The organism is Sphingobacterium cavernae (genome assembly GCF_008520265.1).
In the GTDB taxonomy this organism is placed as follows: domain Bacteria; phylum Bacteroidota; class Bacteroidia; order Sphingobacteriales; family Sphingobacteriaceae; genus Sphingobacterium; species Sphingobacterium cavernae.
The window spans coordinates 3,629-28,982 of sequence record NZ_VIQM01000026.1; the positions used below are offsets into that span (position 1 = coordinate 3,629).

General features: G+C 35.9%; 17 protein-coding genes, 1 tRNA gene, 1 rRNA gene and 1 pseudogene. 5 read left to right on the forward strand and 15 right to left on the reverse strand.

Annotation, left to right across the window (positions count from 1 at the left end; all coding sequences use genetic code 11):
- Window positions 1–118: 118 nt before the first annotated feature.
- Together FLS47_RS05225 and FLS47_RS05230 are read right to left on the reverse strand one after the other, a co-directional pair.
- Window positions 119–1,648 (reverse strand): 16S ribosomal RNA (locus FLS47_RS05225).
- Between the two features lie 480 nt (window positions 1,649–2,128).
- Window positions 2,129–4,780 (reverse strand): TonB-dependent receptor plug domain-containing protein, encoded by a 2,652-nt coding sequence (locus FLS47_RS05230; RefSeq protein WP_149913329.1) that lies wholly within the window; start codon window positions 4,778–4,780, stop codon window positions 2,129–2,131.
- 105 nt (window positions 4,781–4,885) lie between these two features.
- Between FLS47_RS05230 and purD the strand changes: the two genes are divergently transcribed.
- Both purD and FLS47_RS05240 read left to right on the forward strand, forming a co-directional pair.
- Window positions 4,886–6,160 (forward strand): phosphoribosylamine--glycine ligase, encoded by a 1,275-nt coding sequence (gene purD, locus FLS47_RS05235; RefSeq protein WP_149913330.1) that lies wholly within the window; start codon window positions 4,886–4,888, stop codon window positions 6,158–6,160.
- Window positions 6,161–6,258: 98 nt separating this feature from the next.
- Window positions 6,259–6,330, forward strand: a tRNA-Glu gene (locus FLS47_RS05240).
- 169 nt (window positions 6,331–6,499) lie between these two features.
- Here FLS47_RS05240 and FLS47_RS05245 read toward each other — a convergent pair.
- The 3 genes from FLS47_RS05245 to FLS47_RS05255 all read right to left on the reverse strand — a co-directional run bounded on the left by FLS47_RS05245 (window position 6,500) and on the right by FLS47_RS05255 (window position 8,726).
- Window positions 6,500–6,724 carry a hypothetical protein gene (locus tag FLS47_RS05245; RefSeq protein ID WP_149913331.1) on the reverse strand — a complete coding sequence of 75 codons (225 nt, stop codon included), beginning with the start codon at window positions 6,722–6,724 and terminating at the stop codon, window positions 6,500–6,502.
- Between the two features lie 344 nt (window positions 6,725–7,068).
- Window positions 7,069–7,926, reverse strand: a complete 858-nt coding sequence (locus tag FLS47_RS05250) for a nucleotidyl transferase AbiEii/AbiGii toxin family protein (protein WP_149913332.1) — start codon at window positions 7,924–7,926, stop codon at window positions 7,069–7,071.
- Window positions 7,926–8,726: a type IV toxin-antitoxin system AbiEi family antitoxin domain-containing protein gene (locus FLS47_RS05255; protein ID WP_149913333.1), complete on the reverse strand. Its 801-nt coding sequence runs from the start codon at window positions 8,724–8,726 to the stop codon at window positions 7,926–7,928. Before FLS47_RS05255 ends, FLS47_RS05250 begins: the two co-directional genes overlap by 1 nt.
- A gap of 196 nt (window positions 8,727–8,922) precedes the next feature.
- Between FLS47_RS05255 and FLS47_RS05260 the strand changes: the two genes are divergently transcribed.
- Window positions 8,923–11,889 carry a DEAD/DEAH box helicase gene (locus FLS47_RS05260; protein WP_149913334.1) on the forward strand — a complete coding sequence of 989 codons (2,967 nt, stop codon included), beginning with the start codon at window positions 8,923–8,925 and terminating at the stop codon, window positions 11,887–11,889.
- 305 nt (window positions 11,890–12,194) lie between these two features.
- On the opposite strand, the gene FLS47_RS05265 is transcribed toward FLS47_RS05260, so the two are convergent.
- The 5 genes from FLS47_RS05265 to FLS47_RS05285 all read right to left on the reverse strand — a co-directional run bounded on the left by FLS47_RS05265 (window position 12,195) and on the right by FLS47_RS05285 (window position 18,615).
- Window positions 12,195–12,944, reverse strand: a complete 750-nt coding sequence (locus tag FLS47_RS05265) for a dienelactone hydrolase family protein (RefSeq protein WP_149913335.1) — start codon at window positions 12,942–12,944, stop codon at window positions 12,195–12,197.
- Window positions 12,945–13,020: 76 nt separating this feature from the next.
- On the reverse strand, window positions 13,021–15,705 hold the full coding sequence (locus FLS47_RS05270) for a carboxypeptidase-like regulatory domain-containing protein (RefSeq protein ID WP_149913336.1): 2,685 nt from the start codon (window positions 15,703–15,705) through the stop codon (window positions 13,021–13,023).
- Window positions 15,706–15,710: 5 nt separating this feature from the next.
- The gene (locus FLS47_RS05275; protein ID WP_149913337.1) at window positions 15,711–16,601 is read right to left on the reverse strand and encodes a GLPGLI family protein; all 891 of its coding nucleotides are present in this window, start codon (window positions 16,599–16,601) and stop codon (window positions 15,711–15,713) included.
- Between the two features lie 47 nt (window positions 16,602–16,648).
- Entirely contained in the window at window positions 16,649–17,119 is a 471-nt protein-coding gene (locus FLS47_RS05280) for a GLPGLI family protein (protein ID WP_149913375.1), read from the reverse strand.
- Between the two features lie 302 nt (window positions 17,120–17,421).
- Window positions 17,422–18,615 (reverse strand): RNA-guided endonuclease TnpB family protein, encoded by a 1,194-nt coding sequence (locus tag FLS47_RS05285; protein WP_149913338.1) that lies wholly within the window; start codon window positions 18,613–18,615, stop codon window positions 17,422–17,424.
- A gap of 116 nt (window positions 18,616–18,731) precedes the next feature.
- On the opposite strand from FLS47_RS05285, the pseudogene tnpA reads away from it, so the two are divergent.
- Window positions 18,732–19,139, forward strand: a pseudogene (tnpA, locus tag FLS47_RS05290) (IS200/IS605 family transposase); the annotation flags it as partial.
- Between the two features lie 217 nt (window positions 19,140–19,356).
- Here tnpA and miaA read toward each other — a convergent pair.
- Genes miaA through FLS47_RS05305 form a run of 3 tightly spaced genes read right to left on the reverse strand, consistent with a single transcriptional unit; the run spans window position 19,357 to window position 22,223 of the window.
- Window positions 19,357–20,265, reverse strand: a complete 909-nt coding sequence (gene miaA / locus FLS47_RS05295) for a tRNA (adenosine(37)-N6)-dimethylallyltransferase MiaA (protein WP_149913339.1) — start codon at window positions 20,263–20,265, stop codon at window positions 19,357–19,359.
- A complete protein-coding gene (locus FLS47_RS05300; protein ID WP_149913340.1) occupies window positions 20,262–21,434 on the reverse strand; it encodes a Gfo/Idh/MocA family protein in 1,173 nt (390 codons plus the stop codon). The genes miaA and FLS47_RS05300 overlap by 4 nt, the downstream gene beginning before the upstream one ends.
- A gap of 45 nt (window positions 21,435–21,479) precedes the next feature.
- A complete protein-coding gene (locus tag FLS47_RS05305) occupies window positions 21,480–22,223 on the reverse strand; it encodes a hypothetical protein (protein ID WP_149913341.1) in 744 nt (247 codons plus the stop codon).
- Between the two features lie 79 nt (window positions 22,224–22,302).
- Here FLS47_RS05305 and def point away from each other — a divergent pair, with 79 nt between their 5' ends.
- Complete coding sequence (gene def / locus FLS47_RS05310; RefSeq protein WP_149913342.1) at window positions 22,303–22,890, forward strand: peptide deformylase; 588 nt, start codon at window positions 22,303–22,305, stop codon at window positions 22,888–22,890.
- Window positions 22,891–22,926: 36 nt separating this feature from the next.
- On the opposite strand, the gene FLS47_RS05315 is transcribed toward def, so the two are convergent.
- Both FLS47_RS05315 and FLS47_RS05320 read right to left on the reverse strand, forming a co-directional pair.
- The gene (locus tag FLS47_RS05315) at window positions 22,927–23,982 is read right to left on the reverse strand and encodes a sugar phosphate isomerase/epimerase family protein (RefSeq protein WP_149913343.1); all 1,056 of its coding nucleotides are present in this window, start codon (window positions 23,980–23,982) and stop codon (window positions 22,927–22,929) included.
- A 132-nt stretch (window positions 23,983–24,114) separates the two neighbouring features.
- Window positions 24,115–25,338, reverse strand: a complete 1,224-nt coding sequence (locus FLS47_RS05320; protein WP_223225142.1) for a glycosyltransferase — start codon at window positions 25,336–25,338, stop codon at window positions 24,115–24,117.
- Window positions 25,339–25,354 lie beyond the last annotated feature (16 nt).

Here is a 25,354-nt window from a genome sequence, read left to right on the forward strand (position 1 = left end):
CTTCTCATCTTTCTCTCGGTAACCATTCCATATGGGATGGGCACTTTCTTCAAAATCTCTTTTGTCTTTTTATTTAATCATGTATATAACGTAACGAGAATCAATAACTGTTCTCTAGAAAGGAGGTATTCCAGCCGCACCTTCCGGTACGGCTACCTTGTTACGACTTAGCCCCAATTATCGGTTTTACCCTAACACGCTCCTTGCGGTTACATGCTTTAGGCACCCCCAACTTTCATGGCTTGACGGGCGGTGTGTACAAGGCCCGGGAACGTATTCACCGCGTCATTGCTGATACGCGATTACTAGCGAATCCAACTTCATGAGGTCGAGTTGCAGACCTCAATCCGAACTGTGAATGGCTTTTCGAGATTAGCATCACATTACTGTGTAGCTGCCCGCTGTACCATCCATTGTAGCACGTGTGTAGCCCCGGACGTAAGGGCCATGATGACTTGACGTCGTCCCCACCTTCCTCACAGCTTACGCTGGCAGTCTGTTTAGAGTCCCCACCACTACATGCTGGCAACTAAACATAGGGGTTGCGCTCGTTGCGGGACTTAACCCAACACCTCACGGCACGAGCTGACGACAGCCATGCAGCACCTAGTTTCCTGTCCCGAAGGACTTATCTATCTCTAGATAATTCAGTAACTTTCAAGCCCGGGTAAGGTTCCTCGCGTATCATCGAATTAAACCACATGCTCCTCCGCTTGTGCGGGCCCCCGTCAATTCCTTTGAGTTTCACCCTTGCGGGCGTACTCCCCAGGTGGATAACTTAACGCTTTCGCTAAGACGCTGACTGTATATCGCCAACATCGAGTTATCATCGTTTAGGGCGTGGACTACCAGGGTATCTAATCCTGTTCGATCCCCACGCTTTCGTGCATCAGCGTCAATAATGACTTAGACAGCTGCCTTCGCAATCGGAGTTCTGAGACATATCTATGCATTTCACCGCTACTTGTCTCATTCCGCCATCTTCAACCACATTCAAGCCCATCAGTATCAAAGGCACTGCGACAGTTAAGCTGCCGTCTTTCACCCCTGACTTAATAGGCCGCCTACGCACCCTTTAAACCCAATAAATCCGGATAACGCTCGGATCCTCCGTATTACCGCGGCTGCTGGCACGGAGTTAGCCGATCCTTATTCTTCCAGTACATTCAAGCCCCTACACGTAGAGGTGTTTATTCCTGGACAAAAGCAGTTTACAACCCATAGGGCAGTCATCCTGCACGCGGCATGGCTGGTTCAGAGTTCCCTCCATTGACCAATATTCCTTACTGCTGCCTCCCGTAGGAGTCTGGTCCGTGTCTCAGTACCAGTGTGGGGGATTCTCCTCTCAGAGCCCCTAGACATCGTTGCCTTGGTAAGCCGTTACCTTACCAACTAGCTAATGTCACGCGAGCCCATCCATATCCTATAAATATTTAACAGTGGTTTCATGCGAAACTGCTGTGTCATGCGGTGTTAATCCGATTTTCACCGGGCTATCCCCCTGATATGGGTAGGTTGCTCACGCGTTACGCACCCGTGCGCCACTCTCACTAAAATTAAGCAAGCTTAATCTTAGATCCCGTCCGACTTGCATGTATTAGGCCTGCCGCTAGCGTTCATCCTGAGCCAGGATCAAACTCTCCATTGTAAAATGAAGTGTTGACTCTAACTATTTATAATATAAATAGAATTGTCTTTTTTAATATCTATTTAGTTATTGACTAAGGTTTGATTTTATAACTTTCGTCTTTCTCAAACTACTCGTTACGCTACATGATCATTTTCTTAAAGAACTTCTATCGAATCCGCATCGCGCTTCTTCTTATATTTCGAGCATTACTGCTGTACTTAGCTTTTTTTGTCTTCCCTTCGTTTCCGTCGGGACTGCAAAGGTAGAAACTTTATTTTAATCCGCAAATTTTATTTGAAGATTTTTTTTCGTTTTGTTTTTCCCGATTTCTCAGTTTAAACAGTCTCTAACCTCGTATTTCATGTTCCGAAGAACCGCTCCTCCCTTGCGGAGTGTTGCAAAGATAGGAACATTTATACATCACTTCAAAGCTTTAACGTGAATTAATTCTCGATATTGAGTTAACTCACTGGAAGATTGAAGGATAAATTTGTTTTATTATTCTACAACAATCTCAGATTCCTTTCTTAATATCCGCCCTTGCAAATCTATACCTTCCAAAATCAACAAATACTTACCTTTTGAATCAGAAGTGAAGAAATCAAAAGTTGCTTTTCCAGTAGCATCCGTAACTATAGCAGGCTCCCAATGAATAGTAGAACGCAAATCTATATTATACTTTAATGCCTCATCAAGATCATATGCGGGTTTGTAGAATGTCTTTTGCAATTGAAACCCTTGCGGTTGCACAGTAAGGATTCCTCGAGGCACATAATTATTTAATGCTGATGAGCCTCGTTTTGAAGTTATGACAATTAAACCGTTTGCTCCATTAGATCCATAAATCGTCGTATAATTAGCATTACGGAGCACTTCAATACTCTCAATATCCATTACATTGACCATTGCTAAATTATCACCCTCGATATACATACCATCCAAAACAACCTGCATTGGCTGATTGCCTCGTGTATTGTATGGTATACCCGATTGAAAATAAACACCTACCAAACGACCAGCAAGACATATTTCTAACGATGGACAAGTAGACAAATCTTCTGCCGACAAAATTTGATCCGCATTACCAGGACCATTAAGGTTACTGGAATAATCCGGTGCCTTTGAGCGTTGCCTTGTTACCACTACTTCATCTATCTGTATAGCTTTTTCTTTAATCCCTAGACGTTCTAATTCTGCAAAAAATTCTTTGGATGATTTGAGATTCTCTAGATACTTACTATTAATATCCCATAATATCTCAGGAGAATTGTATGTATTACCTATTTCAAAAGGTACATCCTTATTAACGGTAATATCAATATTATTTTTGCCTTTTGCGGCATCCTTCGCTGTAACTAGAAACTTGACGCTATCTGGAAAAAGTAAATTATCAAATTCAAAATAACCTTCTTCATTAGATATAGTGTCTATGTAATCTAAAAAGTTCTTCGTTGAAATCAATTGTACCTTAGCATTCGGCTCCGGCTTACTTCGTCCAATCTTCTTCGTATAACCTGATATTTTCAGACTCTTCTCCGGTTGATATTTTGTCTTCACATCTAAACCTACGGCACTCCAATCAATATTTCTCCAACCTTGAGTTAACAGAAGATGATCTAATTCGATAGTTTTAACAGTGCCATCTTCATTGAAATAAAAATTTGGATTCTCGATATGCCCTTTTATATCATTACTTAATAAAAGAGAAGAAAGGATATTTGCCTCTTGCGCGTGTGAGGTATTAACTTTACTCAAATCAATTACAGAAGCAGAATAAGCACCCATAGCTGTTGAATCCGCACCATCTCCTATTTGAATCTCTACTTGAACTTTTTCGCGTACGCCAAAAACAGGTTTATTAAACAAAATCTTGTTTTTTAAGAATGAGCTTGCTTGATGATGATATATCGGTCGCTCAATAATAGGCTGGAACTGATTACTTAAAATGCTAATGGTCATCACCCCCGTGGCTAACTTTTGCTTATCCACAGTAAACACCAATTCTTCTTTATTCAATTTTGATTTGGACACAAACAAAACTTCGCCCAAATGATGCACGACAAAATACACATCCGAATTGTCCTGTAAATCAGCACTAACATTAAGTTGAGTAAAAAGCCTATTTTCATTTAAATTATTCACCGACAAAGAAAAGCCGCTATCATGAACTGGAGGCGCTTCGATAGTAACCTTAGTGCCATCCGGGTAAATGGCGTAAGCTTTCAAAGGCCTATTATCATTCAAAAAAACAGATATTGCTCCCATCCCCAACATATTCGTTTCAAAAATACCGAGCGTGTCCGTACCTTGTTTTATAACGACATTTGACTGAATACCTAAACCTTGGCTATTTATGCTTTTGGCAGCAATTGTATTCACCCTACCTTTCACCAATTTTCCGCCTTCGGGAAAAAGACTAGTAATAGGCAATTGCTGTGGATCAACAGTTCTTATAATCTTATTAACTACATTTTTGTCTATATTTTCGAATCGAAGTTTTAGAATTGGGTTAATAAATTTATTACTCACAGAAATTTCTACAATCCCTTCCTCAGAGGAGGTCTGTGATTTCTTCTCTACAATCTTATCGCCTTCAGATATTGTATACGAAACACGTTTTTTCGCAATCGGCAACTTTGTCACACTGCTAAGATCGATTTTATATAAAACATCTTTCTCACGACTTTCGAATACAGTGTGTGTGATTACATTATCCGATCTTCCATTATATATTGGAACTTTTTTATCAAAGAAATAATCCTCGCCTGCATTTTTCATCCAATTCGTGTAAGCACGAACACGGTAAACTCCTTCTGTAATGGTATCAGAAAGCGTAAAGTCTCCGACTCCTATCCCCATCGGAGTAGAAATTGTCACACGTTGTACAATTTCGTTAGCAGGAGAAATTAACTCAGCGTACAAAATCCCACTCAAACTTGACAATAAATTAGCAGAACCAATAGTGGAATACGATTTGAAGAAAATATTTTCACCTGCGGAATAAACAGGTTTGTCAGTATGTAGGTAAACTTTTTCCTGCGCATTGCTAAGACTATGGTCTTGAAGCTTCTCTAAAAATTGTTGAATATCTTGACCCTGAGCGGACGAAAAAAGAAAAAGAAAAAATACTATAAAAAGCTTACAGTTCATATCTAGCTTATAATTAGAATTCTAAAGATATTTTATTTTTTCGAAAAATTAGGTTAAACAGAGTTTAAAATTTAAGATTATCCTGTGAGATTGTATATTTGTAGTATGAACATCTTAATCGTTGGATCGGGCGGTCGTGAATCTGCCTTTGCTTATAAAATAGCGCAAAGCCCTAAATTAACTAATCTTTATATTGCTCCTGGAAACGCAGGAACTGAACAATACGGAAAAAATGTAGACCTAAAAGTTACAGATTTTGAAGGCATTGCATCATTTGCTTTGCAAAACAATATTGAAATCATTCTTGTCGGCCCAGAAGAGCCTTTGGTTAAGGGTATTCATGACTATTTTTTAGGTAGAGAAGATATCAAACATATTGCTATTATAGGCCCTCAACAATTGGGTGCACAGCTAGAAGGATCTAAAGATTTTTCTAAAGAATTTATGTTTAGACACAATATTCCTACCGCAGCCTACAAATCTTTCAATCAATCAAATTTGGAAGAAGGTCTAGCATATTTAGAAACACAAAAACTTCCAATCGTACTTAAAGCTGATGGTTTAGCTGCTGGTAAAGGTGTTTTGATTTGCGAAACATTAGAGGATGCCAAAGCAGAATTGAAGGCAATGATTGCTGACGCAAAATTTGGTGCAGCAAGTAGTGTTGTTGTAATTGAAGAATTCTTGAAAGGTATTGAATTATCAGTTTTCGTGCTTACTGACGGCGATTCATATAAAGTTCTTCCTTCAGCTAAAGATTACAAACGTATTGGCGAAGGTGACACAGGCTTAAATACGGGTGGTATGGGCTCGATCTCCCCAGTTCCATTTGCAAATGAGGAATTCTTATCCAAAGTAGAAGAGCGTATCATCAAACCAACGGTTGAAGGTTTGAAAAAGGACAACATCCCATATAAAGGGTTTATTTTTATTGGTTTAATGAATATAGATGGCGAACCGTTTGTTATCGAATACAATGTGCGCATGGGTGACCCAGAAACAGAATCCGTATTACCTCGTATTGAATCAGATTTAGTTGATCTCTTAGAAGGAGTTGCTACTGGCGATTTAGCAAATAGATCGTATACAGTGAGTCCAAAAACTGCTGTAACAGTTATGCTTGTATCTGGTGGCTATCCTGGAGATTACGAATCAGGTAAAGTGATTTCAAACATTGAAAATGTAAAAGAATCTATTGTTTTTCATGCTGGTACAAAAGAAGAAAATGGTGAAGTATTAACTGCTGGCGGTCGCGTAATCGCAGTTACTACGATGCAAGATGATTTATTTTCGGCTCTTCAACAAGCTACCGCAGATGCTGGACGCATATTTTTCCAAGGAAAATACTTCCGCACAGACATAGGGTTTGACTTGATTTAAAAATATTAATTTCAAAATCAGCAGCTTATGAAAAAGTAGCTGAAAATATTTTGATGATGCATATTATGCCCTTATATTTGCATCATCAAATCCGATAAGGCCCGTTCGTCTAGGGGTTAGGACGCCAGATTTTCATTCTGGAAACAGGGGTTCGATTCCCCTACGGGCTACAGATCTTCAGATCAAAACATACAAAAGCTTGCAAATCAAATGATGGCAGGCTTTTTTTTTTTCATTATTTACTATAACTTACTATCTTTAGGTCAGCAACAAAATCCTGTCGTGAATATAATCCATTGACTTTCAATCCTCGTTTTGCAAATTCATTAGAGGATTGAATTAAGAGATCCAATCGGTCATCAATAAAATAAAACTGGGTATTATCTGCTTTTTCTGATGGTAGTCAGTCAAATACTTGACATTGTAATATGCCAATGCTATTTTTCCCGCTCCCAGTGTATACCAGATAATGCCTTTCCTTCTACCTTCGTCTAGATTTGCAGTTATTGCCATATTAGCAAACACTTGCGGATAACGCAAATATGTTTTTAGTACTTTCCTCACGCACATAAGCTATATCATATCGTAGAATAAAACCTAAACCTTCTCTACTGAACAACGACGTAAATATCTTATGCGTAGGACTGTGAGGTTTCTTATTCATCTTGTTTTCTGGACTATGCTTTATAACTAACAGATTGTTATCCTTCAGCAAAAAGTTTTCCTGATCTTCTAAAGCTACATCAGGATTGTTCGTTGTATTCTATCTAAAAATATAGATTCAAAGATATTACTATCCGATCATCTAATTTACTCTCGTAAAGTAATATACGTATGCCCCAAACGCTTTAAATGTAATAGCGCTGGAATCTTTACACGTGAATTTTCGTTAAATGCCATTCTAAAAGTTAGAAGATTTGATTAAACAATATTTCTAGATCTGTTTTTACGGTGTCAAAAGTCGGTAATTTCTTAGGTGAAATCTGATGCCCGAGGCTAGTTTTCCAAGCTTTTTTCACAGTACTCTCACTCTTAGCATTAAGAAATTGTTCTACACCACAATATTCGAGTCCTTTAAATTCCATTTTTTTCAAAAAGGCCGTTTTTATTTCAGACCAATCAATATCTCCTCCGTATTTGGATAGACACCATATATCATAGTAATCCCGAGGAGCGGTGTAAGAACGTTGAATTAATGCACTCAGCTTTTCAGACAATACCTCACGTATGTCATAACATGAGATAGCCGATACAGCAGAGGAAAGCTCGTCCGAATAATCATGATAGACTGGCTTGCCAATAGGTCTAAATAGCATTTGCTCATAGAGAATGATTTCTATTTTAATAGAAGTCGTCCACCTAGCAGGAGTAGGGGAAGCTTGGTCTTTAGCATGGTCCGCTCCCCAAAACTTTACAATCGCCGCATATCCCGTCAACATATCTTTATGACGTAGCTCAGTTAACTTATCTAAATGAAGAGGCATCTCTGTCCTTTGCTGAACAGAAGTTATTATTTCTTGCATCAACTGCTTAGCCAACTTAAACTCCGTATTTATAGAAGTAAAATCCAAGTCCTCTGAAAAACGGTAATCTGGGAAATAACACTTGCGCAAGCAAGTTCCTCCCTTAAAAATTAAAGAATCTCGACAAATCTTGTTTGAAAATATAGCATCTATAAAATGACCTAATACCCAATCTTTATCAATTGTACTTCTAGAAACGTCGTGTTCCAGCTCTTTTTTATCGACTTCCTTTTTCAGTATCATCAATATTGTTTATTAGAGATATCTAACAATTCTCCACGACTGATATTCAATCGCAACCGCCATTCCGCGACAAACTCACCCTCTTCCAACCCCTGGGGATCAAACAAATTATATTTGTTATTTACTTGGCTTTTTGCATAGTCAATAAAAGTTTCTAAACCTTCTATACGGAGCAATTCAATTAGATATCCTAATCGCTTAGTGACAGCTATATTGTTCAACTGCTGACTATATTTAATTAATTTATGAGCCTCCATTTCCGCTTGGCCAACCGCTCGGATCAACTCTGCGTATCCTCCCGAATATTGAGGCAGGTCAAAACAATCAACAATCGTTTTTTCCACATCAGTAATAGCATATTTAAGACTTCCATACCCATTGTAAGTAATACCTGCTTTTTTATACGAAGCAATTCTTACAAATTTATACGACGTGCCTAATATAGTTTTATCCAGTTTTTTGTGGGTTGTCTGAATAAAAACCGTATTCGAAAACTGTTCTGTCAATCCATGCAGATTCAATGCAGACCAGTACGCGACAGCACTGTTTTCCGTAACGAAGGTGCCTATCACGTATTCGTCCCTGAAATTTTGTCGACAAAACTTTCCTTTTTCTATCCGAGAGAGGAGTTCCTTATCAACCAGATTTTCCAATATCTCACTTAAGTTATCAAATGTTTGATCCAAAAGCTGTTCTATTTCAGTGAATTTAAAAATCTGTATTTCATAATCATCCAACAACTTTAAGAATTCAAGCTGTGGTTTAGTTAAGTGTTCCGATATATAAACGCTGTCTGCCATATTACCAATTGAGGAACGATAAGACCCAATTATTAGGTCTTATCGTTCCGCGATTGGTAAAGATATGAAACGAAATAGATAAAAAACAAGCAAAGAATTGATATCCTAAATCAAATTGGAACATCATTAATTTCTACAAAAGTTAATAACAATGGCACTCAATTTTATATCTTAACCCAGAATTGCATAATGCGTAATGAATTACACACCAAATGACATAAAACTTATTCTTAGGCTCTTTAAAGGTCGCGAAGATGTGTTTGCTACTCGTTGGGAAAAGGCTGGTAAATCTGCCTATATGCCCGCCTATAGTTACGACCCGTATCATTATAGGTTGCATAAAGCAAATGGAGGTACATTTAAAAGCTATCAACACAAGACATACTTGCCATTATCGGAGATAGAGATTGATAAACACTTAAGAGGAGATCAGCAGATTGGCATTTATCCATTGCTACAGGATAATACTTCTTGGTTCATCGTAGCTGACTTTGACAAATCAGACTGGCAAGAACAAGCTGCAAAGTATTTGGAAGCTTGCACTAATAAAAATATTCCCGCTTATCTTGAACGTTCTCGTTCAGGCAATGGAGCACATGTGTGGATATTCTTTGATCAGCCATATCCCGCCATTAAAAGTCGTAGGATATTCCTTCGTATCTTAGAAAATTGTGGAGCTTTCTCTATGTTTGATAAGAGTTCTAGTTTTGACAGAATGTTTCCAAGCCAAGATTATCATTCAGGTGAAGGACTAGGGAATTTAATCGCACTACCTTTATATTTACCAGCGCTAATAAAAGGTAATAGTTGCTTTATCGATTCTGAAACATTAGAAGCATTTCCTGACCAAGTCACCTACCTGAAAAACATCAACAAGGTCAATTTGGAATTACTGGACCGACTAGATAATGAAATTGATAGCGACGAGAATAACCCTAGCTCTTATATTGATAAAAAACTTAAAATAACTCTAAATAACACAATTCGGTTAAATCGTTTCTCCATCCCATTTACTCTGATCAATTTTCTAAAAGAAAACCTGAACTTTGCAAATTCTGCTTTTATCATAAAGAAAAAAGCCGGTAGAAGCACGTTTGAAACACCTAGGTTCTATAATTTAATAGAAGAGAAGAAAAATGAACTTCACATCCCTAGAGGATTTATTGGGAGACTTTTGAGGTTCTGTAGAGATATAAAATTAGAGCATGAATTTGTGGATGAAAGAAAAGCACTTCCTGTTATCCCTTTTGTTTTTCAAGCGACATTAAGAAATCATCAAAATAACACAGTAGAGGCTGTTGCAAAAAAAGACTTTGGAATAATTGTCGCGCCACCTGGTGCAGGAAAAACCGTTATTGGATTAAAAATTATTGCAGACAAACAACAGCCAGCTCTTATCCTTGTACATCGTAAGCAACTTTTAGATCAATGGATAGAACGTATTGAGGGATTTTTAGTCATTCCTAAAAAAGACATAGGTATCATTGGTAAAGGAAAAGCTAAAATTGGCAATCATATTACAATAGCTACTATCCAGAGTCTCCCTAAATATATCGACACTTTACATGATAAGTTTGGAACAATTCTCATCGATGAATGTCATCACGTTCCTGCAGAATCATACCGTAATACCATTAATGCTCTACAAAGCAAGTATTGTTATGGACTTACAGCAACACCATTCAGGAAGCATAACGATGATAAGCTAATTTTTACATATCTCGGTGACATTATAACCGAAATCAAATCTGAAGAAATTGAAGACTATAAAAAAGCAACAATAATTATTAGAAACACAACGCTTAATGTACCATACAATTCGAAAACAGACAATTTTGAGGTTCTTTCTCAAATACTAATCCATGATACAGCCAGAAACAATATCATAAGGGATGATGTAGCTAAGGAACTAAATCAAGGAAAGAAAGCTGTAATAATTACGGAGCGAAAAGAACATATCGAAACATTAAACCTGCTTCTAAAATCTAATTATGAAACCATAACACTCAGTGGCGACGATACAGACAGTAATAAGAAAGCAAAGTGGAAAACACTTTCAGAAGGGAATTTTCAAGTGTTAATTACTACAGGACAATACTTCGGTGAAGGCTCCGACATTAAGCATATTAACACACTTTTTTTAGCTTATCCATTTTCATTTAAAGGGAAATTAATACAGTACATCGGCAGGGTACAAAGGTCCGAAATCAACCCAACGATATACGACTATCGGGACTTGCAGATTGACTATCTTAATAAACAGTTTTTGAAACGAAACACATATTATCGTCAAATAGATAAACAAGTGACATTGTTTGATGAACCAACCTTAGATTACCAACCCAATACAGCAGACCTATTTATATTAGAAAAATCAGTCAAAATACCAATTGACAATCTTTCTTTTCATTATGGTCATGTGACATTTACCTATAAAGTTGATGAGATGCACAGTATGTTAGAGTTTCAGATTGAAAACAAAGAAATGCGACCTGAATTTGATGTATTAAAAGCATATTTCAGCAAAAACTTAAAGTCAAAAAATATAACTGTCGAAATTAAAGCAGAATTTGAGTACGGAAAACTAGTAGCACAAATAGCTACTTCTAAAGATATCGAACATATCAATAAAGAGATAGTAGAAGGGGTAAAATTCCAATTTCTCAATAAAGGTTTATTAGGGAGAAGCCCTTTTCAAAAGAAAGATATACTAACCGCAGAGCAATTACAGGAAGGACATAATATATATAAAAATGCAAAGGATATGATATCCGATATTCTTAAGCAACGACAATACAAACATTCCGATCAAATTCGTTTTTTAGCCGACCAGCATAGAACTGATATTATGAAAATTCGCTTTGTGCTTAGTCCGTTTGCTTTTGTATTCCTTTTTTCAGGGAATAGACAATATCACATCATTCTAGAAACACTAGATACAGAAGAAGCAACATACATCTGGCATACAGATAAAAACAGATCTTCATTAATAGAAGCAATCGAAATCATTAACAAAGACCTTCAGGTTATTCGAGAAAAAGGCAGACAAGTGTTTTTAGATGAATACATTCCTTCAAATTTTAGTCGAATACTACATGACTATACAGAACCAGAGAAAGGTTTCATATTATGGAAGAGCATGTTGGAAGAAGTCATTCACTGAGAGACAAGCTTAAAATTACAGTCAACACCGTATAATACTCATGAGTATATAAATTCCTCAATCATGTAACACAAACCTTACTTTCTCCAATTATTTACTCAAAAACAAATATTACAATTAGATAATATTAAGAAAAATCACTAAATTTATCAAATAGCAATTGCGGCTAAAATGTATATCAAACAAGTGAGATATTCAGTATGTCTGAAAAAATAAGGTTTGTAAATCACTGATAAAGAGATTGATGTTCGGCAGGTGTTATTCCCCTACGGGCTACGAAAAGCGACTACAAAAGAGTCGCTTTTTTATTTTAAGACCTCATCCAAAAACAATATTAAATGATTCCAAGCGCGTTTTGCCATTGTAGGGTTATAATCATTTGATGCAGGATTTGTAAAAGTATGACCGCTATTTGCGTAAGTTATGATTTGGTAATCTGCTTTCCCCTCTTTTAATTCTTTTTCTAGATTGTCGTAATCAGCCTTACTAACAGATTTGTCTTCAGCTGGATGCTGAACCAACACCCTCGTCTTAATTGTACCATTTATTCTATCTGATCCTTTCGACAAACCTCCATGAATACTCACAGCACCTAGGACATCAAAATTTGCTCTCGCTACCTCTAGTGCTCCTGTCCCTCCAAAACAATATCCGATTACAGCAATTTTTTCAGGATCAACCCCTTTCTCAATAAATGTTTGTAATGCTAATTTAATACGATGTTGGTAAGCTTTGTAATCTGACTTATACATCCCAGCTAGTTTACCTGCTGCAGCGTTGTCTTGCGGCACATTTCCCTCGCCATAGATATCAGCAATAAAAACATTGTAGCCAATTTTATGCAATTCTACCGCAGCGTCTTTGGCCTCTTGATCAATTCCCTTCCATGCTGGCAAAATAAGAACACCGGGCTGCAAATTACCTTTGGTCGAGGTAATAACCAAACCTTTAAGTATTTGTGTGTTATCCTTGTAAATTACTTCTTTTAGTTCTTGGCTAAAGGAATTGCTAACACAAAGTAAGCATAGTAATACTGCAATTAGATTATTTTTCATAAAGATCTTAGATTAGTGATATTTAATTTACAACATATAATCTATACAATTTGTTCGGCTATATTAAATCAAATATTTACTTGCTTGTTTTTGAAAAATTAAATACTGCTTTTAAAACGGCCATTCTACCACGTAGTTCATAGCTGTTTTGAGATTGCATATTAGCATTGATGTTATAAGTATTGAATCTCTTGTTATTTCCAATATTGGATATACGAAGCTCAAAATCTGTTTTCCATTTCTTATGCGCGTAACGCATAAAGGAGTCCATGAAAAAGTAATTTATATCTTGTAATGCTTGTTGATGGCTATATAAATGTCGACCACTAACCTGGATATGAAATTTCTTGTATAAAGTCAACGGAAAACTCAGATTTTGAGAAATGCCAAATGTTTTTTGATCTAGATCCATATCTGAATGCATTTGTTCTGTCTTCGTCCAATTCATATTTCCACTGTAGGAAAGATTTAACTTCTTCCATAGTCTAGTTTCAATTTTTGGACTTAAAGAATAAGTTGTATTTAAAAATGGCAACAACTCGTCATTGAATATTTGATTGTAATCAGTCCAGTTTACAGAGGATCCTATTTTTAATGATGTTGCCCATTTGAAAATATATTTATCAAAACCCGCATTTACACCATAACTATTTATCGCATTCTCTTGTTCTATTAGCACAATCTGCGAGTTGTCTACATCAATCCTATTCGAAATCATCGTTGAAGAAACTGATTTATTATAATTCAATCCCAGATTGTAGAAAAGAAGCTTCACCGCTTTACCGGATTTATAATTCAAAGTAAAATTGTTGTGTATAGATTCATTAATTCCTGCGGTATTGTTTGCAATCATCCGGTAATTTCGTACGATATATCCACGATAAACATTCTCTATATTGCCAAAAGTATTGCCTCGCTGAAAATTAAATGATAGTTCATTTTGTGCATCAAAATTGTATCTACTTGAAAAAGCTGGCTCAAACATTATCTTATTCAAATTTTCTTTGAGCTGAAACAGCGGATCATTGTACGATGTATGTTGAAATGCTAATGGCAAAACAAGTTGAGACGACAATTTTCGATGTTTATAATCATACGTCGCTAGTGCAGCTACAGAAGACCGCGACCACTCCATATCATTTTGCGTAGATATTGCAGTTAATGGTATTAGACTATTGCCATCTTCTAGGGAAATATCGGAATTTAAATTTTGCTTGTCCGCGGTAATATTTACACTATAATACTGCGAAATTCTACCTTTTGGAAGCCTATAGCCAACACTCATATTTGTCAACCAAGAAGGAACTTCTACGTGCTGATTAATCTTATCATAAGGAGAATCCTCATTCAATAAGTCAACATATACTCCTGGCGTAATACCTAATATTTGTGGTTTAGAACCGTAATTAAAATACCAGCCAAATTGAATGATATCGCCATTTTTCAATGCGGGTACATAATCCAATTTATTCTTAAATCCTTTTATTAAATAATCGCGGTTAAGTTCGAATGATGAGTTATTTGAAAATATAGAAGCATTAGCATGTGCGTTTTCAATTTCCCACGCAAATTCATTATTGAAATAATACTTCTCAATATTTTTAGCGAAGCTAGCGTTGAATGAACCCACCCATTCTTTTTCCAAAGCATGTTGTTTCTCGTCAAAACTTATATCTCCACCCTCTGTAAAATAGGTTGTTTTTCCAAAAAATTCCTTCGAACTTTTATCCAATACCCCCTGTATGTTAATTGTCAACGTCCAATCTTTCTTGAATTTGTAAAGATTGTTCGCGTTAAATCCTACTGAATTATTCATTAAATAATGCGCTCTTTGGATCGGTGGATTTCCTACCGTGCCTAAATCCAATAGGTTATTAATTGGTGTTCGTCCTAATCGCGATAATAGCGAAGATGAATTAAACCCAATTAAATCTCCCTTCAGCTCATTTCCAATATTATTTCCTTGTAATACATTTAGACCTTTATATTTCTTATTGAACATCACACTATTCAATTCCATGTCATATTGCTTTGGAAGTCCTATACCAATCTTCGCTTGCCCAGACACAGAAATTTTGGCTTCATCTTTAGTCACCAAATTCAATGCAACATCATCGCTGTACCTTCTATTTTTTAGTACTTTCATATGCTCATGATTGCTAATCATCTCCACATCTTGAATTAGTTTGTGTCCTATAGTCTTTGTGCCTATTCGATATTTGTCCTTCAACAGATCATCCCCATCCAAATAAAAATTTGATATAGCCTTACCTTGATATTTTATTTGTCCAGACTCAGACACTTCAATTCCTGGCATTCGCTTTAGCACGTCGCCTATAGATCGATCTTCATCTTGCGCAAATGAAGACACATTATAAGCTAGAGTGTCTCCAACTTGCTGTATCCTTGGCTTGCTTTTTACTTCTACATCTTCTAATAAAATTGTACTCTCTTCAAGTTCAATAATCTGTGTTTGCCCTTTATTGATAAGGTCATGTCGCTTCTTTTTATAACCTAAGTGATTAATCTCAAGGTAGATTCCTTCTATTTGTTTAGAAGTTTGAAGTACAAACTCTCCTTCTTTATTCGTTGACTTAAAAGTAATTATTTTGTTTTCATAACTTTTCAATAAAACTGTAATTGCTTGTAAGCTTTTTTTGGTTTCGTAGTCAATAACTTTGCCTGAAATCTCAGTAACTTGCGCGATGCCGTGTATGCATACGAATGTGCAAAAGAAGAGTAATAACAGTATTTGACGCATACAAACTAAGGAATCAGTTCTATAGGATTATTAGTAATCTGTGAAGGCTTATAGTTCTCTTCATTATTGATTGAAATAGATTTAATCCGAGATGGATCCATAACTCCTCCAGCCGCACTTCCGCTAGATGAAGACTTCACAACCACACCATTACCTGATGAAATCATTTTACTATTATTCGCTTGTCTGGACTCAATGTATGCAGATGGATTATTTCTAAATGCTTTATCCAACTTTTCTACTTCCTCCTTTGTCGCAGAAATCGCTTTTTCAGAAGGTTGAATTTTTAAAGGAGTATCGCCTTCGATTTTTTCAAAACCATCGAATTCAAACATAACTTCTTGTTTCGTATCTGCTGCTGATAATATTAATCCAGGCAATCCATGCAATTTCCATGGTCCAAAAGGCATAGGTATCTCCGTTGTAAACCAAGCTTCATAAGTTCTTCCTTTAAACTTTGTTGTAGCTTTCTGACAAGTGTATCCGCCTATTACTTTTGAGTCTTCAAAAATCTCCCAGTCCAATACTGGAAAGTTTTCTTTTAAAAGATATTCATCTGATGCTACACGATATACTTCCTGCAATTCATTTTTAGCTAAATCTAACACATAAGATGATTTTATCGTTGATGTGTTTTTACTAAGGACGATATTTCCGTCAAAAGAAGGGTTACTCATTTGCTCCTTTAGCTTTTCATTGACTTTGTCACTAGATACACTCGTATAAAGACTAGTCTTTACACCTAAATATGTACCAACATTATCACGCAAGAATTTATCACGCTGCGCGGTATCATTCATATGTTTAAAAACATAATAGATTTTTGCGATAGGTGTTTCTTGTGCTATTGATTGTAAGCAAAACACCAATAAAAACGATAGAATTGAAAGTCTCATAATATATTAATTTACGATTTTTTAGTAATACTACGGTTTTTTAGTAACTAACGCAAATTTTTTCTTCCTTTCAATTCTTTGGGGTTATTAGTTTCAAAAGAAGGCTTATAATCGTCATCGGTCCTTAAATCGAAATGATGCTTTGAATAATCAATTCCCATTAAATCATTACCGATCTCCATTCTTCCAGAATTTTGTAAGGATTGAAAATAGGTGCCTTGATCTTCATTAAAGGCTTTTCTTATCTTCTCAATTTCAGATGGATTAGACTTTATCACGTAAAATGGAATTTCTACCCGAGAATCATCATCAAGTTTTTCAAAACCATGATATTCGAATTTTACTTCTCTTTTATCATCATATGCTTCTAATATAAGTCCTGGTAAGCCATGAAGTTTCCAAGGTCCGAAAGGAAATGGTAACTCTGTTGTAAACCAAGCTTCATACGTTCTTCCTTTGAATTGTGTTATGGCTTTCTGACAGGTGTAACCACCAATTTCTTTTGTTTCTTCTAAAATTTTCCAGTTTTATTCCACTAAAGGCACTTTATAAGTAAATGCATCAAAGGTTGATGATATAGTTACCACCTTATCCACCTCTTTACTCTCTTTATGAATCAACTAGAATTCATTAATTGCTGTGGTAGTGAACTTGAGAACTATATGCCCTGTAAAATCCGCTAAAACTTTTTGTGCAGCTATGTCTTTTTGAATAATAACATTACTATACGTTGTATAATAAGAAGAATTATTACTTAAGTAAGTAACTACTTTATCTCGTAACGGTTGATCTATGTGATTTGAATCGTTGATGTGGTGAACTACCCATTTGCTAAAGACAAATGGGCTTCGGGCTTCACAGACTTGTGCTTTGTTGCCAAAGTCTTATTTGAGTCTCCGCCCGTGTAATCGCCAGTTCCTGACGATATTATTTTTAATCCTTCTTTCAGAATGTTTTTTGCAGCGTTTAAATCACGGTCTAAAACGTGTCCATTTTTGCAAGTCCATTCTCTTATTGAAAGATTTAAGTCTTGATTTATCCAACCGCACTCACAGCAGGTTTTACTTGATGGATAGAAGCGATTGATTTTTACAATCTGTTTATCGTTCCAATCAGCCTTGTATTCAAGCAACCTAACGAAAGTTCCCCAACTTGCATCAGAAATATGTTTTGAAAGTTTATGGTTTTTCACCATACCTTTCACATTCAAATCTTCTAATGCAATTATATCGTAGTTAGAAACTAATTGGTGCGATACCTTATGTAAGTTATCCATTCGTGAGTTGGTTATCTTCTGGTGAAGTCTTGCTGTTTTTCGTCTTTGTCTTTCAAACGAATTACTGCCTTTTGTCTTACGAGAAAGATGTTTTTGTGCTTTCGCTAATTCTTTTTCATATTGTTTTGTGTATTTGTTGTTCTTGAATTTGACACCATCAGAAGTAATAGCAAAGTCTTTTAAACCTAAATCTATTCCACAAAAAGCACCAGTCTTTTCTTTTACTTGATATTCTTCTTCTGATAGTATTGATACAAAATATTTTCCTGTTGGTGTTTTACTCAAAGTACATTTACTAATTTCGCCTTTAACTTCACGATGAACATTAACTTTAATACCTTCTTTGAATTTTGGTGCAAAAAATCTACCACCTTCAAGTTTTGCGAACTGTGGAACTGTGAATGAGTTTTTCTTTTTCCTTGACTTAAATCGTGGAAACTTAGCATTACCTCTAAAAAAATTCACGTAAGCAGTATCTAAACATCTTAAAACAAATTGTAATGATTGACTATTCACTTCTTTCAGCCAAGCAGTTTCCTCTTTCTTTTTTAGTGCAGTTAAGGTAGCTGCCTGTTTATAGTAATTATCAGACTTTTTATTTGCTTGATATTGCTCTTTCTTTTCATTTAAAAAGTAGTTGTAAACGTAACGGATACATCCAAAATGCTTATCCAACAACACTTTTTGCTCTTGTGTTGGCTGCAATTCAAATTGATATGTCCGAAAAATTATCTTCATTCTACTATTAAATAGTTTTATTTTATGCAAAAAAACATTTTATTTATGCAGTCCGATGCGTTTTTTGTAAATATCTCCATTTTCATTGAGAAACATTCACAAAAAACTTCGCTAATATGTCTAAAAAATGTAATTACATCAGCACAAATCGTTCAAAACACTACTTAAAGTGTCATTTAATCTTCGTTTGCAAGTATCGTAAAAAGTTACTTGTAGGTCAGTTAAAAGATGATATGCGTTCTCTCTTAAACATTACTTCTAATTCAGATTTTCAAATTGAAGTGTTTGAATCTGATTTAGAACACATCCATTTTCTTATTCGTTATATCCCCCGTGTTTCAATTACTTCTATTGTTCGCAAGTTAAAACAAGAATCTACTTATTACATTTCCCGTTCACCACACAGGTCATTCTTATTTAAACATTTTTGGAAAGAACATACTTTCTGGTATGATGGTTATTTTGTTTGTTCAATAGGTGAAGCATCTCCTGATACTATTCGTGAGTATATTCTCAATCAGGGTGAGTCGCTTACATCCAACAGGCTAAAGACCTGTGGGTTTTACGCTCCGTTTTATAAAATTTTTACAAATGATGCTTTTATTGAAGCATATCCATAATATAACGATTCATGAAAGGAATTATTTTATCAAACTACTAAATTTTAGTAATAATACGATTATTCAGTAGGTAACATCAATTTTATAGTTATGCAAAATACCAGAGGAAAATATTATCCTACTATGCTATAAGCCAATCGATAACAATGCCGTCTTTTTCCATCTTTCGAAAATAAGTCATCTGTCTCTTCGCATAGCGATGGATTTCGGTTTCTAATTTTTTCACAAAATTATCGTAAGGAATCTTTCCTTTGAGGTAATATGAGATATACTTGTATTCCAAACCGTAATATTCGAGTTCATCATGCGTTATTCCACGCTCCAAAAGATCTTTAACCTCAGCGATCATACCTTCATCCAAACGCTGTAGCAGACGCTTACTAATTCGATCTCGGCGAGTTTCGACAGAGGGGTTTAAACCTATAATTTTATAACGGTGTAATTTCCCAGTACTAAAATCATATTCTGGATTTGCTACTAGAAATCTACATATTTCAACAGCTCTAATCATTCGTTTTCGGGAAGAAAAATCAATTTGAAAATTAGATGGGATGGACTCTTCTTTTAATAGAATTTGAAGTTCTTCCTTATTAAGTGATTCTAATTCACTACGCAATTGCAAATCATTGGGAATTTGTGTGTAACGTTTAGTTTGTAAAAGGCTTTGAATATAAAAACCTGTACCACCACAGACTATCACACATTTGCCGCGTTGAATAATATCGTAATAACTATCTTCAAAATCTTTCAAAAACAAATCGACATTATATTTTTCTCCAGGCTTAAGAATATTTATTAAGTGATATTGAATATCTTGGTATTCGGCCAAATCCTTGCCCGTACCTATATCCATATGCCGATAAACTTGACGTGAATCTGCGGAAATAATTTCGGCATTAATATGTTTTGCAATTTCTACAGCAAGTTTGGTCTTACCGCTGGCAGTTGGGCCAAGAATTATTAATAAATCTTCAGGAAGAAGTTGAGCATCTTCCTGAAGATCTGTTATAATTTTTGAAGTGTTTATCACACCACAAATTTAGTCCATTTTTCGTTACTTTCGTTGCTTTTTACTACAGTATCAATAAATGCCATACCTCTTACCCCATCAGCTACTGTAGGGAAATCTAATTGTTCAGGAGTCGGTGTTTTACCTTCATTTTTGGCTGAAACTGTTAACGCAAAATTTCGGTAAATATTTCCAAAAGACTCTAATAATCCTTCAGGGTGACCTGCAGGAATACGCGTATTATGCGTTGCAAATGAACTTAAAGTATACGGATCTGCATAATTATTTCCCGTACGATAAATTTGACGTGGAATATCCAGCATCTTAACAATTAAATTATTTGGATCTTCATTTGCCCACTCCAAACCACCTTTTTCTCCATAAATACGTATACGCACTGCATTTTCTTCACCGGCACAGATTTGCGAAGCCATCAAAACTCCCTTTGCGCCGTCATTGAAACGTAATAACACATTACCATCATCATCCAACACACGTCCTTCTACAAATGAAGTTAAGTCAGCACACACCTCTTGAATACGCAATCCTGTAACGTATTCTGCCAAATGCGCGGCATGCACACCAATATCTCCCATAGCAAGAGATTTACCCGAACGCTTTGGATCTGTACGCCATGCAGCACCAGCATTACCTTCACGCTCTGATAATCGGCTTAGCCATCCTTGCGGATATTCAACTACTACCTTACGAATCTTACCAAAATGACCCGCAGCAACCATCGCTTTTGCTTGTTTTACCATCGGATAACCTGAATACGTATGAGTCAAACACAAAGTACGACCAGTGCGTTCTACAATCTCTTGTAAAGATTTCGCTTCTTCCAGTGAAACTGTAATTGGCTTTTCTACAACCACATCAAAACCCGCTTCTAAAGCTAATTTGGCAGGATCATAATGTAAAAAATTAGGTGTAACGATAGTCAAGAAATCCATACGTTCGCCTTCAGGAAGTTGCGCTTCTTTTTCAATCATAGTTTGATAGTCAGGATATACCCTGTCATCAGCCACAAATAAATCGCGACCAGATTGAATAGAAATTTCTTGATTAACACTAAATGCACCACAAACCAACTCAATTTTGCCGTCCATGAATGCTGCTATACGGTGTACTGCTCCGATGAAGGCGTCATTTCCTCCACCCACCATACCCATGCGTAGTTTTCTCTTCATTATATATTTAGTTTATATTGACTTTTCTAATTTAACAAAAACTTATCAGAGATAAAGCTTCAATTTTATACTGCCGCTATTTTTTATAATATAATCATAATTTTCTTCGTCTGCTGCATAATTCAATCTTTTGCCATCCTTTACCTTAAACGTTTGTCTATCCGTATTATTCACGACCTGAAAACCAATAGTTTCTAAAGAAGATTGTTGGCTCCAATCACGATCTGCGTACGTCATAATATCATTGGGTTTGAAATCCTTGATAAATGCCTTGATCAACTTTGAAATACCTCCAGTTATCAAATAATCCGTTTTATGGCAAAATCGAACCAGTTCAAATGAGCGGTAGTCTTCACTAATTTCATGCAAAATCCTTCCACCACTAAATACCGCAACACTTACCAATTCTCCTTTATAAAATAATCCATAACGATATTTGCCAGCCATCGGACCATTTATATGATTTTCTTCCAAAAAATCCAACGTCACCTTTTTATCTATACGAGCTACCACTGTTTTACGTGCATATAGACGTTTTCCTTTCCCTATCATACCTTTCAGTCGTTTTAAGACCTTTTGATAAGAATGAATTAATACATCTATATCCAGATGAATTGTTTTTAACTCCTCTTCTATATTCAGACGAGAAGAATGCGGTAGATAAATTAGCAAAAGAAATTTTGAGGTACGGATACGAATAATATGCTCTTCAAAAGTTAAATTTTCTACTATTCTTTCATCTCGAAGATCCGCAATCAACCGCTCCACCTCAGGTAAATCTTTCTGCATAGGGTTAAAAATACAAAAAATTTTCGTCCCTGTCTTATTATAAATAATTGGTAACTTTGCGAACTGAATATTTATAAGAATGAAATTACCCATAGTAGCATACGGAGATCCTGTACTTAGAAAAAAAGCAGAAGAGATTGATGAGGATTACCCAAATTTGAAAGAATTGATTGACAACATGTTCGAAACCATGTACGCGGCACGTGGTGTCGGACTTGCAGCTCCGCAAATAGGGCTACCAATTCGATTATTTGTTGTGGATGGCTCACCTTTTGGCGAAGATGATGAGGATGGTGAAGGCGACCCAACGGTTAAAGATTTCAAAAAAGTTTTTATAAACCCTATCATAGTTCAAGAGTCTGGTGAAAAATGGGCATTCAATGAAGGTTGTCTTTCTATTCCAGATGTGACAGAAGATGTACTACGCCACTCTAATGTGTTGATCAACTATTTGGATGAAAATTTCGTAGAACACGAAATTGAATTGACAGGTCTGGCTGCTCGTATTGTACAACACGAATACGATCATATTGAAGGTAAATTATTCGTGGATAAAATTGGTCCTTTGAAAAAAGCAATGTTAAAAAGTAGATTAGATTCTATTTCTAAAGGATTAATCCGTGTAAGCTATAAAATGAAGTTTCCTTTCCAAAAGAAAGGCAGATAAAAAGATTAGGCTCACATTAAAAGTGAGCCTAATCTTTTAGGATAACCCTAATATTTCTTTATTGAATTTTGCGTCAGCACCTGTAGAAGCAAAATCATCAAAAGCCTTATCCGTCACTCTGATGATATGATCCTGAATGAATTTAGAACCTTCTGTTGCGCCATCAATTTGATTTTTGATACAGCACTCCCACTCCATCACAGCCCAACCATCGTAGCCATACTGTGTTAATTTACTAAAGATAGTTTTAAAATCTACCTGACCATCGCCCGGAGAACGGTATCGACCAGCACGATTTAACCAAGATTGGTACCCGCCAAAAGTTCCTTGTCTCCCTGTAGGGTTAAACTCCGAATCTTTTACGTGGAAAGCTTTAATACGTTCGTGGTAAAAATCTATATATTGGATATAATCCAGTTGTTGTAATACAAAATGCGATGGATCATACAATAGACACGCTCTTGGGTGATTATTTACTTTTTCCAAAAACATTTCATATGTAACCCCATCAAACAAGTCTTCACCTGGATGAATTTCATAGCATACATCTACACCAGCTTCGTCAAAAGCATTCAAAATCGGCGTCCAGCGACGAGCTAACTCTGTAAATGCTTCATCTACTAATCCTTCGGGACGCTGTGGCCAAGGATGAAAATATTGCCACAATAATGATCCACTAAAAGTCGCATGCGCATTCAAACCTAAATTTTGAGAAGCTTTTGCCGCATAAATCATCTGCTGTGTAGCCCATTCTGTACGTGCTTTTGGATTATTGCGGTATTGCTCTGGCGCGAAAGCATCAAATAACTTATCATAAGCCGGATGCACAGCCACCAATTGACCTTGTAAATGTGTAGACAACTCTGTGATTTCTAAGCCAATTTCTTGCAACTTACCTTTATACTCGTCAGCATACGTTTTGCTTTCTGCTGCTTTTTGTAAATCAAAATATGTTGGGTCATTTGTAGGAATTTGCAATCCAACAAAATCTAATGATTTTGCCCACTTTGCAATATTCTCAATGGAATTAAATGGCTCTTGATCGGAGATAAATTGCGCTATAAATATACCCGGTCCTTTAATTGTTTTCATAACTGTTAGTTTACGATTTAAATCTTTATTGATAGAAACTAAAAATAAGGTAAAATTTGTTGGTATAAAAATTGTTCGGCAAAGAATAGTAAAATTCTGATTATTTTACTTATATTCTTACAATCAAGCACACTAATCGTGTGCTTTTTTATTTTTTTCTTCTATCCAAAGTGACATATATTTTGTTGCATTCATTTGTTGTTGCAATAATATCTCACTTATAAAATGTTTCTTCCTAATCGCATTCAAGTTTGTCTTATAATGGTTAACCGTTTCTAACATCTCTTCCGAATAAGAAGTATTTGCAATATCTGCATTAAACATCTCAAAACCCAGATGTTGCTTTTCCTTCCAAAGCTGCTCATCTGTATAAAGAAGAGCACATTTTTCTATAAAATCTGACTTATCATCTGTAATAAAACCATTCCAATTGGATTCTGTCATCGACTCTGCCCCTACACGTGTAGTAATAGAAGGAGTTCCTGAAGCCATAGCGTCAACAAATTTTCCTTTAGCTCCTGCGCCAAATGGAATTGGCGCAATCATAACGCGGTATTGCGCAATCGTGTTACGCGCATCCTCTGCTCTACCTTTTACTAAAAAGCGCTCTTTAGGATTATGTAATTGCAAAACTTTCTCCGACGCATAAGCACCATAGATATGCAATTCAGCCAATGGGCATTTTTTCCGAAGAATTGGCCAAATTTCCTTTTTTAGTATTTCTACTGTTTTAAAATTAGGCTCATGAATAAAATTGCCAATAAATACAAAATCCTTTCTTTTTCCGAAACCCGGTAAATTCTCCATGTAATCTTCGGTAAGCGATTCTTCTTGGAATGGAATATAAAGCAATTTATTATTAGGTATGTTAAATTGTTCCGATAGCAATTGCATTTCCACTTTTGAGATAATTAATGATATATCCGAACGTAAGATCGACGCTAATTCGCGCTTTGCTGTAGGTGAATGATAATCAACTTCCTTATTTTTCTTATAAGCTTCTTGACGAGCCAATCGCACAAAGTGCAAATCTTCTGTATCTAATACGCGTAACGCACCTGGACAATGCTCAGCTATTCGCCAGCCATATTGCTCCTCTACCATGAAGCGATCGAAGACAACAATGTCAGGTAATAAATTTTTTACAAAGTCATCAAAGGAAGAATCATTCAAAAAAATGGACTTTTCTTGAACGCCTAAAGAGGACAATTCAGCACTGTGAATTGACTTCATCGCTGCTGAAGCAAACAAAACCTCACTTATTTTGCTAAAACATTTTATCAAGTGCAAAATCCGCCATCCTGCTGCTGATGATGTTGGCTCAGGCCAAACTAATCCGATGAATAAAATTTTCAAAACTCGGGCTTTACTT

Bases quoted from the DNA above. Each gene is read 5' to 3' on its own strand.
- FLS47_RS05230 (WP_149913329.1), bottom strand. From the start codon at position 4,780: ATGAACTGTAAGCTTTTTATAGTATTTTTTCTTTTTCTTTTTTCGTCC.
- purD (WP_149913330.1), top strand. From the start codon at position 4,886: ATGAACATCTTAATCGTTGGATCGGGCGGTCGTGAATCTGCCTTTGCT.
- FLS47_RS05250 (WP_149913332.1), bottom strand. From the start codon at position 7,926: ATGATACTGAAAAAGGAAGTCGATAAAAAAGAGCTGGAACACGACGTT.
- FLS47_RS05255 (WP_149913333.1), bottom strand. From the start codon at position 8,726: ATGGCAGACAGCGTTTATATATCGGAACACTTAACTAAACCACAGCTT.
- FLS47_RS05260 (WP_149913334.1), top strand. From the start codon at position 8,923: ATGAATTACACACCAAATGACATAAAACTTATTCTTAGGCTCTTTAAA.
- FLS47_RS05265 (WP_149913335.1), bottom strand. From the start codon at position 12,944: ATGAAAAATAATCTAATTGCAGTATTACTATGCTTACTTTGTGTTAGC.
- FLS47_RS05270 (WP_149913336.1), bottom strand. From the start codon at position 15,705: ATGCGTCAAATACTGTTATTACTCTTCTTTTGCACATTCGTATGCATA.
- FLS47_RS05275 (WP_149913337.1), bottom strand. From the start codon at position 16,601: ATGAGACTTTCAATTCTATCGTTTTTATTGGTGTTTTGCTTACAATCA.
- FLS47_RS05285 (WP_149913338.1), bottom strand. From the start codon at position 18,615: ATGAAGATAATTTTTCGGACATATCAATTTGAATTGCAGCCAACACAA.
- FLS47_RS05300 (WP_149913340.1), bottom strand. From the start codon at position 21,434: ATGAAGAGAAAACTACGCATGGGTATGGTGGGTGGAGGAAATGACGCC.
- FLS47_RS05305 (WP_149913341.1), bottom strand. From the start codon at position 22,223: ATGCAGAAAGATTTACCTGAGGTGGAGCGGTTGATTGCGGATCTTCGA.
- def (WP_149913342.1), top strand. From the start codon at position 22,303: ATGAAATTACCCATAGTAGCATACGGAGATCCTGTACTTAGAAAAAAA.
- FLS47_RS05315 (WP_149913343.1), bottom strand. From the start codon at position 23,982: ATGAAAACAATTAAAGGACCGGGTATATTTATAGCGCAATTTATCTCC.